Source organism: Haloferula sp., assembly GCF_049672945.1.
In the GTDB taxonomy this organism is placed as follows: Bacteria; Verrucomicrobiota; Verrucomicrobiia; order Verrucomicrobiales; family Akkermansiaceae; genus Haloferula.
On record NZ_JBATWY010000022.1, the window covers coordinates 1 to 16,392 of the forward strand.

Here is a 16,392-nt window from a genome sequence, read left to right on the forward strand (position 1 = left end):
GAGTGCTGAAGTCACCAGTCTCCGTAACGGAGCAAACCACTGACTGGAGAGCCGGATGCGGGAGATCCGCCTGTCCGGTTCGGAGGGGGGAGCGGCGCAAACCAATGCGCCGTTCCTACCTCTATCCGTTCACCCCTTCGCCCGCCTCCGCAATCCCGCCATCACCAGCTCGGCCAGCGGACCGAGCTTGCCACGCCAGACTCCGGCAATCGCCAGATCGGGGAAGCCCGCCAACTTGACCGCCTTCACGCCTTTGGGAAGTTTCACACCGGGGGCGTCCACGCTCACACCCACGCCGAAGCCCTCCGCCACATAGGCATGTACGAGATCGATCGTATTTACTTCGATCCTGGCCGGCCAGCGGATGCCCTTTTGATTCAGTCCTTTGGCAAACAGCCGCGCCACGGCCGTGTCCTCGGCCGTGCGAACCAAGGCGGCTTCCTCCGCCAAAACTTTCAGCCCGCCTTTCGGCATCGCCTGACCCGGTGGCAAGAGCAGCACCAGAGGCAGCGAAAGCAGCACCTCCGTCTTCATTCCCGAAGGCGCCCGGCCTTCAAGCTCGGCCACCGCGAGATCAACCTCCTCCTGCTCGAGCAACTCGAAGATCCGGCTCTGTCCGACATCCATCAAACTCAACTCCAGATCCGGCTGAGCCTTCCTGATCTCGGCCAGCACCCCGGGCAGGTGATCGCGAATCACCGTCGCAGGCGCCGCCAATCGCAAATGCTTCGAGGCCTTGCCGGCAATCCGCTCTGCGATCGCCGGCAAGGCTCCAAAGAAGGGCGCGAGGAATTCAAACAGCTCCTTGCCGGCCGGCGTCAGGGTGAACGGGCGACGTTGGAACAGCCGCACCCCCAGCTCCGACTCAAGCTGGGACACCTGACCACTGATCGCCGGTTGCTGGATTCCGTAGGGCATCGAGCGCACCGCCGCAGTGATGCCGCCCGCCTTCGCCACGTGATAGAACAACTCCAGGTGGTGCAGATTCGGAACGGGTTGGGCCATGTCGGCATCTTCTTCATGACGGGCGAGCATTTCGAGTTCAGAGTTGGACAAGTCACCGCCTCATGGATTCCGACGCCGCAGACCCCATCGTCATCGCCTTCGACGGCGAGTGCCTGATGTGCAGTCGGACCATCCGCTGGCTGGCCAACCGGGATTCAGCCGACCGGATCCGTTTCACCCGCCTGCAGGATCCCACGGGAGCGGAAATGGCCGCCCAATCCGGCGGCAAGCCCCTCGATTCGATGCTCGTGCGCCGCAATGGCGAGATTCTCGCACGTTCCACGGCGGTGCTCGTCGTACTCGAAACCCTCGGCGGCCGCTGGAGGATTCCTGTATTTCTCGGAAAAGCCGTTCCGCTTTTCCTCCGCGATGCCGTCTACAATTTCATCGCGGATCACCGTTATCACTGGTTCGGCAAAGGCGATGCCTGTGCGTTGCCAAGCGAAGCACTCCATCGGCGGCTGATCCCCTGAAGCCAAAGCTTGGATGCAGGCATTCTCATGTCACAATGCCGGGAAACCCCGTAAACCCATGACGAACTACGACCATTTGCCCCCGATGACCGACGACGAGCACGATCAGGAATTCGTCCGCCTGCTGACCGCCCATCAGGGACCGGTGCTGGCCTACATCCGCTCGCTCATGCCGGGATTCACGGGGGCAAGCGACATTCTCCAGCAGACGAACATCACCCTTTGGAAAAAGAAGGACGTCTTTGAGCTCGGCACCAATTTCAAAGCCTGGGCCTTTGCCATCGCGCGCAACCACGTCATGGACCAGCGCAAGAAGCTCAAGCGCAACGGCTGGCTGGTCTTCAGCGATGAGCTCGCCGAAATGTTCGCCGAAGAGGAGGAAGAAGACGTGGCCGATTTCGACGAATCCTACCGCGCCCTCGAAGTCTGCCTCTCAAAACTCCAGCCCCACGACCGCGAACTCGTCCAGAAGCGCTACTGTGAGAATGGCACGCTCGAAGACTATGCGCGCGAGCTCAACCGCAGCGCCGGCACCCTCAAAGCCCGCCTTTTCAAGATCCGCGCCGGTCTCCGCCGCTGCCTCGACAACCAACTCCAACACGTCTCCTCATGAGCCGCCGTTCCGACGAAGAAACCATTCAGGCCATCCTCGATGGCAAGCTCGACGCCCGCGAATTCGAGGCCTTCGAGCGCCGTCTCCTCGCCGAACCTGAGCTGCGCGAACTCTACCGCAGCTACGGCCGGATGACCCACGTGCTCGAGGAAAAATTTGCCCATAGCGAACCATCCGTTGTGCCCTTCACCTCGAGACCGAACTCGCGGAAAGCCACCTTCGCCATCGCTGCCTGTGCCGCCGGCCTCGGCATCGCCTCCCTGTTCATTTTCAATCCTGCGGAAAGCAGCGCCAGCGTCCAGCTCGGTCCGGAATCCCACGGTCGTGTGGTCCACACCACCGGCCAGGTCAAGGCGGGTGCCATGGTCAAGGGATCCGTCATCGAACTCGACCACGGCTCTGCCTCGGTCACGCTTCCATCCGGTGCCCAGGCTTACTTCGAAGGCCCCGGTAGCCTCGAATACCAAGGCGACGATCACTTCCACCTTCAAGAGGGACGAGTGTGGTTCGAAAACACCGATGCTTCCCAACAGATCGTCTGCACCACCGCCGATCTGAGAGTCGATGCTCCGGCAGGTGAGTTCGGAGTCATCTCCGAAAAAGGCAAACCACAGGAACTCCATGTCCTTCGCGGCGAAGTTTTGGTCACCAGTCCGGACCAGCACACCAGCCGACTCGGTGGCGGCCATTCGGCCTACTGGGCCAATGCCAGCCTGACGACAAGCAGCAGCGCTTCCCGATTCTCCGCTGGATTCCCCCAGGCCGTCGCCATTTTCTCCGAGAATTTCGATGATCCCGACCTCACCCCGCTGGCAGGAAAGCATCCCGATATCGGCGCCGGACCGTGGACCGTCGAGCGCGGCGGACCAGTCATTAAGAATGGCGTCCTCGATACCAGTGGCAACCTCCGCCACACCGCCTTCGCTCCCCTTGGCGGGGCACCACTCGACGAACTGTCACACGTCCTCTTGGTCACTCTCGTCTCGGAAGACCCGCAGACCTCCCGCTTTCACTCGGAAGGCTGGGCCGGAGTCAGTCTCTACACCGGCGATCAGGAGCGGATCTTCGTGGGCGATCCGAATGGCCCGGAAGAAGGCTGGGGCCTCCACCCCGTCGGCTACGAAGCGCGCCACGCCTGCCCCCTGCTCGCTGGGAAAAACACCGTCACCATGCGCTACGACTACCGCAGTGGCCTCGCCCAACTCTTCGAAGGCACCGAAACCACCGGCCCGGCCCTGGCCTCCGAATGGATTTCCCCCGGCCTGAGCTTCGACCGCCTCCGCATCGCCAACGGATCCCAAGCCGACGCCGCCGTCGATGCCGGAAAAGATGCCTCCGCCGCCGGCGAGGGCGAAGGCGTGGAAATCCGCGGAGATATTGCATTACGGCAAATCACGGTGACAGTGCTTTCCGCGGAGCAGGAAATCCGGTCCGCCCAGCCCTGATATTTCCAATCCAAGACCGCTTTCCTCCAGGAAACTAATAAACCCCTGACGCCAAAACTCCATTTGCCCAGATGGAGGCCCGTTTGGCGTCTTCCATCAAAAACCATACATGAAACCCATGAAACCAAGACTCGTTTCCGGACGTCTCATTCTCCGGAATATCACGCTTTTCTCACTCAGTACCGCACTACCCGCGCTGGGCCAGACCACTCAATCTTATCCTGATTCCACAGGCGAAGTCGCTGTCCCTGGGAGTCCTTTTCCACATATCGACATCACTTCAGTCGATGTCACCGTCAACGCCGCCGAAACGGAAATCACATTTCGAATCACGCTTGATGGCGATCCAGTGGCAACTAATTGGGGCAAATACCTTATCGCGCTCCGAGCCGACCTAGGTGGCACCACCACCGGGAATGGCTGGGGAAGGCCCATCAATTTCACCCCAGGAATGACCCGCTGGATTGGAACCTGGGTCGATGATGGCAGCACCGCCACGGGGGCCAATGGACAAATCTATACTTACACAGGCGGCGTGTGGTCTCAGACTGGCCAACTTGACTCAACGGATGGCACCGTCACTCCAGACGCTGCTGGGAAATTCGTGGAAATTACGGTTCCTGTCGCCAACCTTGGACTCGATCCCGGTGAAGTTGTCTTGTTCGACGTCTACAGCTCTGGTGGAGGCGGGGGAGACAGCGCCGCAGACAGCCTCTCCGCTCCTGTTGCATCAATCGCCGACTGGGGAAATGCTTTCACTACCGATGCCTTTGGTGAAACTCCAAATCCCGCCCTTCAATTCACTATGCCAGGCGTAGCGACTGACAGCGACAACGACGGTCTTCCCAACACGGTAGAAGACAACGGCGGCGTGTTTGAAGGCCCGAACAAGACCGGCACCGACCCGGAGAACCCAGACTCGGACGGCGACCTGCTCAGCGACGGCGTCGAAGTCCAAGACCATGGAACCGATCCCAACAAGGCCGACACCGACCTTGATGGTGCCAACGACGCCACTGAAATTTCCCTCGGCAGCGATCCACTCAATGGCCCCATCCCTTCGGGCGGTGCGACCGAGGTGATCGGCTTCGACTTCTTTGACTACAACGACGGGGGAATCAACGCAGCCACCGGATTTGAAACCCGAGTCTTCGACTACGACAATAGTACCAGCAACGATGTCTTCCTCGGCCACACCGGTGCGGTCGCCCCATGGGCCACCAGTTTCGGTACCGAAGTCATCTGCACCAAGCTGGTCACGGTGAACGGCAGCACCGCCTCCCGCAATTTCAACGGGGCCGCCACCGGAGGAGCTACCATCGGCCGCGTTGAAAACACCACCGCCAGCAGTGCCAAAGCCGTTTACGCCAAAGTGATCGTTCGCCGCAACAGTGGCTCGACCTTCAGCGGACTCAGCTTCACCAAGGATGGCGCCGAGGTCGCCTTCGCCGGCGTGCGCGATACGCTCAACGGAGCCGACCGGAACTTCGGTGTCGAAATCAACGGCGAGGAAGGTGCCGCCTTCACCGGCGATATCCCCATCGACCGCACCAGCTACTGCCTGGTCGCCAAACTCGACACCGAAAGCGAAAAGATCCTGATTTGGATCGATCCCGCCCTCGACGCTGCCGAGCCAGCCGCCGACGCCGAAGCCACCTTCCTCGATGACACCAACGCGGTCGCCACCGGCATCCGCCTCGCCTCCGGTGGAGGAGGTCGGACTCTCTGGGACGATCTGGTTGTCACCACCACCTGGGACGCCCTCGAAACCGCCGCTCCCACCGACAGCGAACCCGACGGCCTCAGGGACAGCTGGGAAAATGTCTACTCCCCGGGTGATCTGTCGCAACTGGAGACCGGAGGCATGGCTGATGAGGACGGCCTCCTCGACGAAGCCGAACAGGCAGCCGGGACCAATCCATTCGAGGAGGACACCGACTTCGACATGCTCTTCGACGAAGAGGAAACCAACACCGGAATGTTCGTCAGCGATACCGTCACCGGCTCCGACCCTTGCAATGCCGACACCGATGGTGACTCCCTCACGGACGGCGATGAAGTCTTCACCTACATGACCAATCCCAACGAGATCGATACCGACGGTGACCTTGAAGACGACGGTTTTGAAATCTTCCAGGGAACCGATCCAAAACTCGGAGGGGAGAACAGCAATTCGACGATCCTCGGACTCGTTCAGGTCAACGGAACCCGCGACGCACTCTACGGTGACCCGATCGTCGTGCAGACGGTCCAAACCGAATTCGGCGACAACCAGAGCGAGCTCAACGCCGGCTACGCCACGATCCAGGATGGCAAACTCTACGTGCTCCTCACCGGCAACCTGCAGGACAACTTCAACAAGCTCGAGATCTTCATCGACTCGAAAGCCGGCGGCCAGTCGTCGTTCGACTCCGCCGGCAATGACGGAGCCGGCGCGATGGATGACATGTTCTTCGACGTCGGATTCCTCGCCGACTACCACCTCATCATCCGTCGTGGCTCGGGCAAGTTTGACCTCGATTTCGCCGATCTCGGAGCGCAGACCTTCAATTTCTACGAAGACATCCTGAGCAATGGCACCGAAGGTTACGGAAGTACCGGAACAGGTGTGAACACCTTCCCGGTGCGGGTCGGCTTCGACAATTCAAACACCGCCGGCGTCCTCGGCGGCACCGCTGCTGCCGATCAGGAAGCCGCCGCCGCCGTCGCCACCGGTCTTGAACTCTGCATCGACCTCGCCGACCTCGGCAGCCCTACCGACTCGCTCAAGGTGATGGCCGTGATCAACAACGACGCCCACAACTTCATGTCGAACCAGGTCCTCGGTGGACTGCCTGCCGGAACCGCCAATCTCGGCGATCCCGCCTTCGTCGGATTCGATCTGATCCCAGGCAACCAGTTCTTCACGGTGACCATCGCCGAGTCCGACGGCAGCTTCGCCATCAGCGACGTTCAGATCGTCAGCGGTGGCACCCAGCTTCAGGTAACCGTCGACGGCCTGACCGAAGGCAATGATTACGTGCTCGAAAGCTCCACCAGCCTGAAGACCGACGGAAGTCCCGGATCCTTTGCTACTATTCCGGGCTCGGCCTTCACCGCCAGCTCCACCAGCGAAGTCCGCACCACGGCGATCACCCCTGGCACCCAGCCGAGGCTCTTTGTCAGGGCGGCTGATGCTCCCGGGTCCTAAGCCGACGACGGGGCCCTCACGCAATTACGACTGCGTCAAGAGTCGCGCCGGTCCTGGTGGGAAATTCCTGCCGGAACCGGTTTTTTTCGTCCCTCAGGGTTCGAGCACCATCTGGGCGAACCGCTTCACGTAGTTGTCGGCCTTCTTGTCCGCCAGCACACCTTCAGCCCACTCACGGGGAACCTCGTCCACGAGGCCTTCCGCGTTGATCGCGTTCAAGAGATAAAGCATCGATGTCCCCTTGATCTCACGACCCTGCAGCTCGGCAAGCAGAGCCTTGTGACCTTCATCCTTTTTGCCGGCAGCGCAGAAGACCTCGGCAGCGACGACACGATTCACGGACACCTCGTCGTCCAACAGCTTCGGTTTGACCTCTACGGATCCTCCCGACATCAGGATCGAATTCAGGTTTCCTAACAGCGCCCAGTAGCGGATCACCGGATCGGCGTGGGTCGAATGGCTCCGAAGGCTGGCACCATCGAATTGACTTGGATCACCGAACAGGAAGGCGGCGGCCACCGCTTCCTTCAGATCGAATTTCGGACTTGAGACGTAGCCTGCAATCGTTCCATTGCCCGCCAGTTCGTCCCACATCGGCTCGGGAATCACACCGGTATCCTTCAGTTCGATCATCTCCGCCTTGAGACGCTCACGCATTGCCACGAGCTTCTCGGCATGCGCCGGATCCGATGCCAGATTTTCGATCTCCCAAGGGTCGGACTTCAGGTCGAAGAGCTCCTCAACCGGCTGCGGCGTCTCCCACATCCTTGCATACTGCTCGTCGAGTTTCCCATCCTGCCACGCCTTCCTCCACGCCACCCAGGACGGCATCGAGAACTGATAGAAGCTGTAGGGTGCCGCAGGTTTGGTGGGGGTGAAGCGGCGGATGTACTTCCAACGGCCATCGCTCAGGCCGCGTCTCATCCCGTAGATTTCATCGAAACGATCCGCCTCCAGGAAGACGATATCGTCCTCGGCCGGTTCCTTCCGGTGATCCCCCAAGAAAGCCCGGCCCTGCATTTGAGCGGGAGTCTCCAGCCCGATCAGCGAAAGCAGCGTCGGCGCGAGATCCACAAACCCCACCAACTCCTCGATCACCTCGCCCGGCTTGAAGGGTGACAGCTTGCGGAATTTTTCCGGCACCCGGATCATCATTGGAACCCTGACACCGGTTTCCTTGAGGTAGCGCTTGCCGCGCGGGGTCGGCCCACCGTGATCGCTGTAGTAAAAGACAATCGTGTCTTCCGCCAATCCCTGCTTCTCAAGTTTGTCAAGAATCTCGCCAACCTCGCGATCCATCAGGGTCATCCGGTCGTGGTAGCGTCCGATGTCCGAGCGCACTTCTGGCAGATCCGGAAGATAGGGCGGCACCTTCACATCGGCTGGTTTCACGCGCTTGGGTCCCGCCGGGTTTTTGTCCGGGAAAAGCGAACTCTCGTGGGTGGTGGTGAGGTTGATGATGGCGAAAAAAGGAGCCCCCTCGGGTCGCGTCTCATAGTTGGCCTTGGGACTGCACTCATCCCAGATTTTCCGGTCATCGCCCTCGAAGTTGTAGTCGGTCTTGCTGTTGTTGGTGCAGTAGTAGCCGTTCTCCCTGAGGTAGCTGACGTAGGGCCGATAGCTTTTCGGAATCCGATGGCGGCTGCGCATGTGCTGCGTTCCCATCGTCACGGCGTACGCCCCATTGAGAATCATCGACCGCGCCACGGCACAGACCGGCGCGTTTGAGTAGGCGTGGAGGAAGCGGTTTCCCTGTTTTGCCAACTCGTCCAGACGCGGCGTCTGGGCTTCCTCGTTGCCGTAGCACCCGAGCCACTGCGGAGAATTGTCCTCGGTGGTGATCCAGAGAATGTTGGGCTTTGCTTCGCCGCCAAGGGCAGCACCGATCAGGACAAGAAAGAGGAGTAGCAACTTCATGGGATAGGAAATAGGTGTTACCATCAGGTTGGGGAAGATTTTACATGAAGATCCAACGACTCGCGCGGGCTATCCCTTTCCTGCATCTCCAAGCTGCCCGCGATAGGACCCGGGCGGAATACCGACCGAGCGTTTGAACTGGCGGGTAAACGCGCTCTGATCACTGAAACCGCAGGCAAGCGCGATCTCGCTCAGCGGACGCTCGGAGTTCGCAAGCAGGTGGCGGGCGGAATCGATGCGACAGCGGATGATGTACTGATACGGCGAAATCCCGAAAAGCCGCTTGATGCGCTGCCCGATCTGAAAGACCGAAAGACCGGTGTCCGAGGCGATGTCCTCAATGCTCAATGGTTCGCTCAGGTGATCGCGGATGTGATCGAGAACGGTTGATAGCTGGTGAAGTTCGTCCGAGCTATCAGGGCTGGAGGACAGGTCGCGGGAAATGCCGGACAGACCGACGATCCCTCCATCGGACCCTCGTAGTGCCTTTTTCCAAGTCAGACACCATCCACTCTTCCCGCCGGGATAAAGATGGAGTTCGAGCTGCTCGCGGATCTCCGCCCCTCCGGCAAGCAAAGCGAGGTCCTGCCGGGTAAACTCTCTTCCAAAGGGCGAAGGAAAGACTTCGAGTGCGGTTTTGCCGATCAGCTCGTGCTTGGACGACAACCTGCAACGCCGCACCAGTGTGTCGTTCACCGAAATGTAGCGACCGGCCTGATCCTTGATGAAATAGACGGTGTCCGGCACTTCGTCGAAAACCTCTTCGCCATGGCAGGGGCTGCTGAGCTGATCGAAAAACTGTTTCTGAAGCTCGGAGGGGTCCATGTGGATCTTCCAGCGATTGCGGCGGTTATTGGGCCAAAAAGAAAGAAAAGAATGGCTGATCCGACAAGACGACTCCCCGGAGACTCGCATAAGTTCCAGACTTTCCAAGCGAGCGATCAAAATGAAAAGCGAACGAATTTTTGAAGGCTGCATTCCAGCCCTGATGACACCGTGCAACGAGGCTGGCCAAGTCGACTACGACGCTCTGGTGGCGACTGCCGACGAGTTGATCGCGTTGGGCATGCGAGCGGTGGTGTACTGCGGATCGATGGGTGACTGGCCGCTGCTCACAGATGCCCAGCGCCAGGAAGGTGTACGCCGTTTGGTCGAAGCCGGAGTGCCAGTCGTCGTCGGCACCGGTGCGCAGAACTCGAAGCTCGCCGCCGAACATGCCGAACATGCACGCGAAGTCGGAGCGGCGGGCCTGATGGTCATCCCCCGGGTCCTCTCACGAGGAAGCGCACCAGCAGCCCAAAAAGAGCACTTTCGCCGGATTCTTCAGGCTGGTGGCGACTTGCCGGCAGTGATCTATAACAGCCCCGTCTATGGCTTTGAAACCAAGGCCGATCTCTTCTTCGCGCTGCGTGAAGAGTTTCCAAGCCTGATCGGCTTCAAGGAGTTCGGCGGAGCCGAGGCCTTGAGCTACGCGGCCGAATTCATCACCAGCGGCAGCGATGAACTGACGCTGATGGCCGGCGTCGACACCCAAGTCTACCACGGCTTTGTAAATTGCGGTGCAACGGGCGCCATCACCGGCGTGGGCAACGCGCTTCCAAAAGAGATCCTCCGTTTCCTCGAACTCTGCCGCGCGGCGGCAAGCGGCGACTCCCAAGCAAGACGTTGGGCGCTGGAGCTTTCCGAAGCACTGGAGACCCTCTCGATCTACGACGAAGGTCCGGACCTCGTGCTTTATTACAAGGAGTTGATGGTGCTCGAAGGTCACGATGCCTACCGCCACCAGCTCGACCCCCCCGATCAACTCAGCACGAGTCAACGGAACTTCCTGCATGCGCAGTGGAAGCAATTCCGCGACTGGTGGGATTCCTGGGATGGCAAAGGCCAAGGAAACGAAACGATATGAAAAAGGACACGATCCAACGAGTGCGCGTCATCGACTCGCACACCGCAGGTGAGCCGACAAGGGTGGTCATATCGGGTGGTCCTGAAGTTCCAAGTCGGGGGGCCTCAGCTGCTCGCGACTACTTGCGCACGCATGCCGACTGGATGCGCCGTGCCCTCATTCACGAGCCGCGCGGCTTTGAAGCAGTCGTCGGCGCCTTTCTCTGCAAACCTGCCGATGAAAGCTGCGTCTCCGGTGTCGTGTTCTTCAACAACGCCGACTACCTCAACGGCTGTATCCATGGCACCATCGGAGTCATCGAAACGCTGGCCCATCTCGGCAGGATCCAGGCCGGAACCCATCGTCTGGAAACCCCGGTGGGCGTTGTTTCCGCGAAACTCGACGAAGATGGCGAGGTGACCGTGGAAAACGTCCCGAGCTATCGGCATGCCCATCAGGTCACACTCGAAGTCCCGGACTACGGCACGGTCTGCGGTGACGTCGCCTGGGGAGGGAACTGGTTTTTCCTTATTTTCGATCAGGGTCCGGCACTGAAACGCACTCATATCGAGGAACTTACAAATTTCACCTGGGCAGTCCGGCAAGCCCTCGAAAACAGCGGAATCAGCGGAAAAAACGGCGGGCTCATCGATCACGTCGAGGTCTTTTCAGACCCCGAGGAAGGCGTGGAAGCCGACAGCCAGAACTTCGTGCTCTGCCCGGGCAAGGCCTACGACCGCTCGCCCTGCGGCACCGGCACCAGTGCCAAACTCGCCTGTCTGGCCGCCGAAGGATCACTGGCCGAGGGCGAGACCATCCGTCAGGCGGGCATCCTCGGCACCGCTTTCACCGGACGATACCGGCGCATTGACGAAACGACCATCATCCCGATTGTCCAAGGTCGCGCCTACATCACCGCAGAGTGTGAAATGATCCTGCGACCCGACGATCCCTACCGCTACGGTGTGGAGTCATTCGAAAAAACATCATGAAGCTGGAAGGATACTCAATCATTGGAAGCAGTCGCTCAAGCGGCACAAACGGAACATTTCAGGCACAAAACCCTGCAACGGGAGAGGCACTGGAACCAACCTACCATGCCGCCACCGAAGACGAGCTCGACCGGGCCATCGCCCTCGCAGGCGAGGCCTTTTACACCTACGGTAATTCTAGTAGCAAAACACGTGCGGAATTCCTGCGCAACATCGCCGGCGAAATCGACACCCGCGAGGAAGAGATCGTTGAGCGCATGATGGCCGAGTCCGGCCTTCCCGAAGGACGTTGTCGTGGCGAAAAGGGCCGCACCGTCGGACAACTGCGCATGTTCGCCGCGCTGGTGGAAGAAGGCTCGTGGGTCGATGCACGGATCGATCTCGCCCAACCCGATCGCCTGCCGATTCCCAAGCCCGATCTGCGCTCGATGCGCCGGCCCTTGGGTCCTGTCGCGGTTTTCTGTGCCAGCAACTTCCCCTTGGCCTTCTCCGTCGCGGGTGGCGACACCGCCAGCGCTCTGGCCGCCGGCTGCCCGGTCGTGGTCAGGGCCCACTCGGCCCATCCCGGCACGGCCGAAATCGTTGGAACCGCGATCCAGGCCGCCGTCGCCAAGAGCGGACTCCACGAAGGCGTGTTTTCCCTGATTTTCGACGACGGCATCGCCCTCGGACAGGCCATCGCCAGGCACCCCGGAATCCATGCGATCGGCTTCACCGGCTCGCGCAGTGGTGGTCGCGCGCTGATGGATCTGGCAGCCGCCCGCGAAGTGCCGATTCCCGTTTTCGCCGAGATGAGTTCGGTCAATCCGGTCTTCGTTCTTCCCGGCGCGATGGCCGAGCGAGGTGAACAAATCGCCGAAGGACTGGCGGGCTCGGTGAGCCTCGGCGTCGGACAATTCTGCACCAGCCCCGGCCTCGTCTTCACCAGCGGTGAGGGTAAGGATGTCTTTACTCAGAAGCTTGCTGATGGCCTCGGCGCCGTGGCACCGGCGACGATGCTTCACCAGGGCATTGCCCGGAATTTCGCCGATGGCGTGAGCCGTTTGTCAGCGCAGGCCGGTGTTCGGAAACTTGCAGAGGTGCCCGCCGATGGATGCCAGGCTGGTCCTGTCTTGTTCCAGACTTCACTCCCGGACTTTCTCTCCAACCCCGCTCTCAGCGCCGAAGTCTTCGGTCCGGCAACGCTGGTCATCGACTGCGGTTCGGAAAGCGACTTCACGGCAGCCGCCCAATCACTGGAAGGCCAGCTCACCGCCACCGTCCATGGCACCGATTCAGATCTCGAAAACGCCGGTCCGTTGCTTGCCCTGCTATCGCAGAAGGCAGGACGCGTGATCGTTAACAGCTTCCCGACCGGCGTCGATGTATGTTCCTCGATGGTTCACGGTGGACCCTATCCCGCAACATCCGATGGTTCTAGTAGTTCGGTCGGTACCCGTGCGATCGATCGCTTCACGCGCGCTGTTTCATGGCAGGGCGTGCCGGAGTCACTGCTACCCGCCGAGCTGCAGTCGACCAACCCTCTGGGCATTCAACGCCTGGTCGACGGAGTGCCTTCCCGGGAAACCACTTAACACCGAGTATTGATTCTTTATGGGCAAGGAGACGCAAAGCGTGGTCATCGTGGGCGGCGGAGTGATCGGTCTCGCCTGCGGCTACTATCTGGCCGGGTCAGGCCACCGGGTCACGGTCATCGAGCGGGATTCCTCGCTTCTCTCCGGCAGCTCCGAGGGCAATGCCGGGATGGTGGTACCAAGCCACTTCATCCCGCTGGCCGCACCCGGTGTGATCAGTCAGGGACTCAAGTGGATGCTCGATCCCAAGAGCCCGTTTTTTCTTCGTCCGCGACTGGACTTCGGCCTGATGCGCTGGCTCTGGCTGTTCTACCGCCATGCCAATACAGACCATGTGAAACGCAGCGAGGGCCTGCTCCGCGACATCGGGCTCGAAAGCCGCCGACTGCATCAGGAACTCGCCGAGTCCGAAGGCTTCGAGCTTGTTCAACGCGGCTTGCTGATGCTTTGCCAAAGTGAAGAAGGTCTGGAAGAGGAAGCCGAAGTTGCGCAAGCGGCGCAGCGTCTGGGACTGAAAGCCACGGTCTTCACCAAGGATCGCTTGAAGGATTTCGAGCCGGACTGTTCGGTGGATGCCCTTGGAGGCGTGTGGTTTGAGCAGGACTGCCACCTCAACCCGATGGACTTCGTTACTGCTCTGCGGAAAGGCATCACCGCTCGCGGCGGCGTGTTCTTCGAAGAGGATGTCGTCGACTTCGTACGGGAAAAGGACCAAGTGGTCGGTGTCAGGACATCGGAAGCCAACGAGCACGTCGCCGACCGGATCGTTCTGGCCGGAGGCGTGATCAGCACCGAACTCGCCCGCAAGCTCGACCTCCGGCTGCCCATGCAGGGAGGAAAAGGCTACTCTCTCACCTTGAAGGAACCGCGCAAGGCACTGCGATTGTGCAGCCTCCTGAAGGAGGGTCGCGTCGCGGTGACTCCCATGGGGAAAACGCTGCGCGTCTCGGGCACGATGGAAATCTGTGGCACGGACACCTCCCTCAGTCCGGCAAGGTTGCAGGGAATCATCGAATCCTTTTGCCGCTTCTACCCGGACTTTGAGCCCGATGACTTCAGCGGCATCGATCCTTGGGTCGGGTTGCGGCCCTGTTCGCCCGACGGGCTCCCCTATATCGGCACCTTGTCACGTCAGAAACGGGTAATTGTCGCCACCGGACACTCGATGATGGGACTCAGCCTCGCACCCGTCACCGGCATGCTCTGCGAAAAGCTTATCACTGGCGAAAGCAGCCCGATCAATCTCAGCGCCCTTTCTCCGGAAAGATTCCATTGAACGAAGTCATTCTCATCGAGTCATGCAAATTGCCAATCGATCGCTGCGACGCCTCTCCTTGCTCGGCGTCGCATTCCTTTTCAGCTTGGGATCCACCCTCGCTCAAGGATCCAAAGAGGACTACGAGCGGGCGGCGAAGATCGCCGGAAAGTTTTCCGGAAAGGTTCACAAGGCATCCCTCAAGGCGCATTGGTTCGCCGATGGAACAAAGTTCTGGTACCGCAATGATCTCCGTGGCGGTGAAAGGGAATTCATCGGAGTCGATGCCGTCGCCGGCACGCGTGGGCCGGCCTTCGATCATGACAAACTGGCGCTTCTCCTTACCAAGGAACTCAAGCGGCCGATCCAATCAACAAAACTTCCCGTAGACCGGATCGAATTCATTGAAGGAGACATCATTCTCAAAGGACGCGGAAAGACTTGGCGGTGGGATCTCCAAAAAAACGAACTTCAATCGACAGCTCCCGCAGAAGACGCCACCGAATCCACGGTCGAAATCCTCGACCGCCCGCGGGCGAGCCGGAAAACGGGGGAAGAAACCTCCGTCCTTTTCGTCAACCGCACGGATCAGATCGCGACTCTCCACTGGGTCGACACCAGCGGCAAACCAAAGCAATACGCTACGGTTGACCCCGGGAAAAGCCACCGCCAACACACCTTCGCAGGCCACGTTTGGGTGGCCAAAAATGAACAAGGCAAGCTCCTCAATGCCTTCGCCGCGGTCGATCACGACGGCGTAGCAATCGTCGATGGGAAAACCCGACCAGCTCAGAAAGCTGATTCGCGCAAACGTCCTTCTCACTCTAACAATTCAGCCGACGGACGTTTCCGCACCTTCTTCAAGGACTACAACCTCTATCTCCGCGACCTCGAGAAAAAGGAAGACTTCGCGCTGAGTAACGACGGCACCGAAAGCGATCGCTACGACGGTCGCATCTGGTGGTCGCCCGATTCAAAACGTGTCGTCGCCCTGCGCACCAAACAAGGTGGTGACCGCAAGGTCTACTACGTCGAATCCTCGCCGAAAGACCAACTCCAACCCAAGCTTCACTCCTACAATTACCTCAAGCCCGGCGACGAGATTCCCCAGTCCAAACCGCAGCTTTTCGACCCCTTGGAGAAGAAGCACATCCCCATCGACGACGCCCTTTTTTCCAAGCCATGGGCGATCACCCAGCTCCGCTGGGAACCCGACTCCTCGGCTTTCACCTTCCTCTACAACCAACGTGGCCATCAAGTCATGCGCGTCCTCTCCGTCGATGCCAGCACCGGGTCGGTCCGGGCGCTGGTCGATGAAAACCCCGAAACCTTCTTCTGCTACAGCCACAAAACCTATCTAAAACACCTGCCCGCAAGCAAGGAGCTCATCTGGATGAGCGAGCGCGACGGCTGGAACCACCTCTACCTCTACGATTCCGATACCGGCCAGGCCAAGAATCCCATCACTCAAGGAAATTGGGTCGTACGCGATGTCACCAAGGTTGATGAAGAGAACCGACAAATCTGGTTCACCGCCGGTGGCCTCATTCCCGGACAGGATCCCTACTATCTCCACTACGCCCGCGTGGACTTCGATGGCGACAATCTTACTCTTCTAACAGAAGGCAACGGAACCCACTCGATCGACTTCTCTCCCAATCAGCGCTTCTACATCGATAGTTGGTCGAGAGTGGATCAAGCGCCCGTACATGAACTCCGCCGAAGCAAGGATGGTGGACTGGTTTGCTTGTTGGAAACGGCTGACATCAGTGAGCTGAAGGATGCCGGATGGAAGGCACCGGAGCGCCTTGTCGCCAAGGGGCGGGACGGCGAGACCGACATCTACGGCATCATTATCCGTCCGACGAATCACGACCCCTCGAAGTCCTACCCGATTCTGGAGGACATTTACGCCGGCCCGCACAGTGCCTTTGTTCCGAAAGGATTCCGCGCTTTCTCAAACATGCAGTCACTCGCCGAGTTGGGCTTCATCGTTGTCAAAATCGATGGCATGGGCACCTCGTACCGTTCGAAGGCCTTTCA

12 protein-coding genes are annotated in these 16,392 nt (G+C 59.9%); 9 read left to right on the forward strand and 3 right to left on the reverse strand.

Features of this window, described 5'->3' with window-relative positions; genetic code table 11:
- Positions 1 to 129: 129 nt before the first annotated feature.
- Entirely contained in the window at positions 130 to 1,035 is a 906-nt protein-coding gene (locus WBG04_RS01930) for a LysR substrate-binding domain-containing protein (RefSeq protein WP_424312657.1), read from the reverse strand.
- Between the two features lie 32 nt (positions 1,036 to 1,067).
- Between WBG04_RS01930 and WBG04_RS01935 the strand changes: the two genes are divergently transcribed.
- The 4 genes from WBG04_RS01935 (at position 1,068) to WBG04_RS01950 (ending at position 6,726) form a co-directional block, all read left to right on the forward strand.
- The gene (locus WBG04_RS01935; protein ID WP_424312659.1) at positions 1,068 to 1,478 is read left to right on the forward strand and encodes a thiol-disulfide oxidoreductase DCC family protein; all 411 of its coding nucleotides are present in this window, start codon (positions 1,068 to 1,070) and stop codon (positions 1,476 to 1,478) included.
- A gap of 58 nt (positions 1,479 to 1,536) precedes the next feature.
- Positions 1,537 to 2,091 carry a sigma-70 family RNA polymerase sigma factor gene (locus WBG04_RS01940; protein WP_424312660.1) on the forward strand — a complete coding sequence of 185 codons (555 nt, stop codon included), beginning with the start codon at positions 1,537 to 1,539 and terminating at the stop codon, positions 2,089 to 2,091.
- Positions 2,088 to 3,536, forward strand: a complete 1,449-nt coding sequence (locus WBG04_RS01945; RefSeq protein ID WP_424312661.1) for an anti-sigma factor family protein — start codon at positions 2,088 to 2,090, stop codon at positions 3,534 to 3,536. The genes WBG04_RS01940 and WBG04_RS01945 overlap by 4 nt, the downstream gene beginning before the upstream one ends.
- 118 nt (positions 3,537 to 3,654) lie before the next feature.
- Complete coding sequence (locus WBG04_RS01950; protein ID WP_424312663.1) at positions 3,655 to 6,726, forward strand: hypothetical protein; 3,072 nt, start codon at positions 3,655 to 3,657, stop codon at positions 6,724 to 6,726.
- A 93-nt stretch (positions 6,727 to 6,819) separates the two neighbouring features.
- On the opposite strand, the gene WBG04_RS01955 is transcribed toward WBG04_RS01950, so the two are convergent.
- Positions 6,820 to 8,643, reverse strand: coding sequence for a sulfatase family protein (locus tag WBG04_RS01955; RefSeq protein ID WP_424312664.1), 1,824 nt, complete (start codon positions 8,641 to 8,643; stop codon positions 6,820 to 6,822).
- Between the two features lie 69 nt (positions 8,644 to 8,712).
- Positions 8,713 to 9,468: a helix-turn-helix domain-containing protein gene (locus WBG04_RS01960; RefSeq protein WP_424312665.1), complete on the reverse strand. Its 756-nt coding sequence runs from the start codon at positions 9,466 to 9,468 to the stop codon at positions 8,713 to 8,715.
- 121 nt (positions 9,469 to 9,589) lie between these two features.
- On the opposite strand from WBG04_RS01960, the gene WBG04_RS01965 reads away from it, so the two are divergent.
- The 5 genes from WBG04_RS01965 to WBG04_RS01985 all read left to right on the forward strand — a co-directional run.
- Complete coding sequence (locus tag WBG04_RS01965) at positions 9,590 to 10,549, forward strand: dihydrodipicolinate synthase family protein (RefSeq protein WP_424312666.1); 960 nt, start codon at positions 9,590 to 9,592, stop codon at positions 10,547 to 10,549.
- A gap of 11 nt (positions 10,550 to 10,560) precedes the next feature.
- Positions 10,561 to 11,520 (forward strand): proline racemase family protein, encoded by a 960-nt coding sequence (locus tag WBG04_RS01970; protein WP_424312670.1) that lies wholly within the window; start codon positions 10,561 to 10,563, stop codon positions 11,518 to 11,520.
- On the forward strand, positions 11,517 to 13,094 hold the full coding sequence (locus WBG04_RS01975) for an aldehyde dehydrogenase (NADP(+)) (RefSeq protein WP_424312667.1): 1,578 nt from the start codon (positions 11,517 to 11,519) through the stop codon (positions 13,092 to 13,094). The genes WBG04_RS01970 and WBG04_RS01975 overlap by 4 nt, the downstream gene beginning before the upstream one ends.
- A 19-nt stretch (positions 13,095 to 13,113) precedes the next feature.
- Positions 13,114 to 14,370, forward strand: a complete 1,257-nt coding sequence (locus WBG04_RS01980) for an NAD(P)/FAD-dependent oxidoreductase (protein WP_424312668.1) — start codon at positions 13,114 to 13,116, stop codon at positions 14,368 to 14,370.
- Between the two features lie 22 nt (positions 14,371 to 14,392).
- A partial coding sequence (locus WBG04_RS01985; RefSeq protein ID WP_424312669.1) for a DPP IV N-terminal domain-containing protein occupies positions 14,393 to 16,392 on the forward strand: 2,000 nt, incomplete at its 3' end.